Raw genomic sequence first — 2007 nt, 5'->3', positions numbered from 1 at the left:
GCAACAGCCGAAGCCTTTGCCGAAGATGTAAATCGCGCAGCCCAACCTCTTCGTGGTAAGCCTTGGGCGGCGATTATGGATGGCAGACGATGGGTGTTATCAACCCCTGATTGTCAAAATATACTCACTGAAGCCGTAGCCAATAATATATCTATGGGCCTTGTTCGCTCAGCTTACGTACTTGAAACTGGCATGGTAAAACGCGCTCAACTTGAACGTACCCACCCGCATTTACGGGAAGAAAGCATTAGCCCCCATTATGAGCGCGCATACTTCAGCAGCTATTTAACCGCCTTGTGCTGGCTTGAAGAGGGCGGTTTTACCCCCTATCCATCCAAATAAAGGCTAATACAATAAGCTGTACACTTTCCGACGATATTCGGACTTCAGGCTATCGCCATCAGGCATGGCATTAATCATATCCAGCATAAGTTTTTTCGCATCCCCGAAATGTAAATCTTTCGACAATACAGAAAACAGCAAACTTAAGGCTTCAGCAGACTTATGCGCTTGTTGCAGTTGCACAGCAAGTTCCACTTTTAGCTCTAGATTATCTGGATTGGCTTCAACTTGAGCCGTGAGCTCTTGTATTTCCGGTGTATCTGCGGCTTTTTCTGCAAGCTCAATTTTTCCCACCATGGTTTGATAGCGAGAATCCTGATCAACGAGCTTAATAGTATCAAGCAAGGCTTTGGCCGTCTCCACCGAGCCATTTTCCACCAAGCAATCGATGTACATATACTTGGCGTTAATGTTCTCCTGATTCAGTTCGTAGGCTTGTTTGGCATGGGGAAAGGCGGCAGCATAATCGCCTTCATAAATGGCTTCTCCCGCTTTTGCCAATAACGCATCTTCCGGTTTCGGTAAATGCTTTTCGAGTAATTCGCGGATCTGAGCTTCTGGCTGAACTCCGGCAAAACCATCTACCGGTTGACCATCTTTCACTACCATAACCGTAGGCAGGCTACGAATACCAAACTGGGCGGCGACTTCTTGCTGCGCATCACAATCAACCCGAGCCAGAATCAAGGCATCACCATATTCTGAGGCGATTTTCGCTAATACAGGAGAAACGGACTTACATTCCTCACTCCACTCTGCCCAGAAATCAATTAAAACCACCTTTTCCTGAGAGTCGGTTAAGATGACTTGCTGAAAATTTTCCGGGGTAATATCTACGGTATTGTTCGCAACTAAATTATCCATGACATAGGCCTTTAAAACTATTTGCCCACTAATATGGGTACTTCAGGTAGAAATACAAGCAATGAGTATACTACTGCGCCGGTGATATTTTCAGTAATTTGCCCTTTGGCATGTCGGTAAGCAGGTATATATACCCGTCTGGACCTTCGACCACATCACGGATCCGCTCTTTGCGCTCTTTTAAGTACTCAACTTGTTCACCGGGCACACCGTTCTTCATATGAATACGGCGCAAATGGGTAAATTTGAGGGATCCCACAAAGAGATCGCCCTTCCACTGAGAAAACCTGTGGTTTGAATAAAACATCATGCCGCTTGGTGCAATAGAAGGGTCCCAGTACAATATAGGCTGTTCCATACCTTCCATTTCTGTTTTGTCCGAAATGATATCGCCACTGTAATCGATGCCGTAGGTAATTTCAGGCCAACCATAATTGGCCCCTTTTTTGAGAAGATTAACTTCATCGCCACCTTTCGGACCGTGTTCCATGGCCCAAATATCTCCGGTGTCAGGGTGTACGGTAAGCCCCTGAACATTACGGTGGCCATAACTAAACACCTCAGGTGCATCACCCTCAATAAACGGATTATCGTCGGGTACAGAGCCGTCAGCATGAATGCGCACAATGGTACCAAGATGATTATTGGTGTTTTGCGCTTCATCCATATACGTGTAACGATCGCCAAGACTGACAAAAAGATTGCCCGCATTATCAAACACCAGTCGACAACCAAAATGAAATCCATTGTCTACTAGCGGGCGGGAACTAAAAATTGTGCGTACGTTGGTCAAGGAACCAT

General features: G+C 45.9%; 3 protein-coding genes. 1 reads left to right on the top strand and 2 read right to left on the bottom strand.

The genetic code is table 11. The features are described 5' to 3' along the window. Positions 1-342: hypothetical protein (locus tag V5298_RS09160; RefSeq protein WP_332931160.1), on the top strand; the 342-nt coding region annotated here is incomplete at its 5' end. A 3-nt stretch (positions 343-345) separates the two neighbouring features. Here the strand turns inward: V5298_RS09160 and trxA are convergent. Together trxA and V5298_RS09150 are read right to left on the bottom strand one after the other, a co-directional pair. Further along, positions 346-1206, bottom strand: coding sequence for a thioredoxin (gene trxA, locus V5298_RS09155; RefSeq protein WP_332931159.1), 861 nt, complete (start codon positions 1204-1206; stop codon positions 346-348). Between the two features lie 70 nt (positions 1207-1276). Continuing rightward, positions 1277-2007 (bottom strand): PQQ-dependent sugar dehydrogenase (locus tag V5298_RS09150; protein WP_332931158.1); only part of this gene is annotated, 731 nt, incomplete at its 5' end.

It is taken from the genome of Alteromonas sp. 14N.309.X.WAT.G.H12 (assembly GCF_036697315.1).
Taxonomy (GTDB): Bacteria; Pseudomonadota; Gammaproteobacteria; order Enterobacterales; family Alteromonadaceae; genus Alteromonas.
The sequence above is the reverse complement of the archived record's forward strand: the minus strand, read 5'-3'. Positions and strand labels throughout refer to the sequence as shown.

Bases quoted from the DNA above. Each gene is read 5' to 3' on its own strand.
- trxA (WP_332931159.1), bottom strand. From the start codon at position 1,206: ATGGATAATTTAGTTGCGAACAATACCGTAGATATTACCCCGGAAAAT.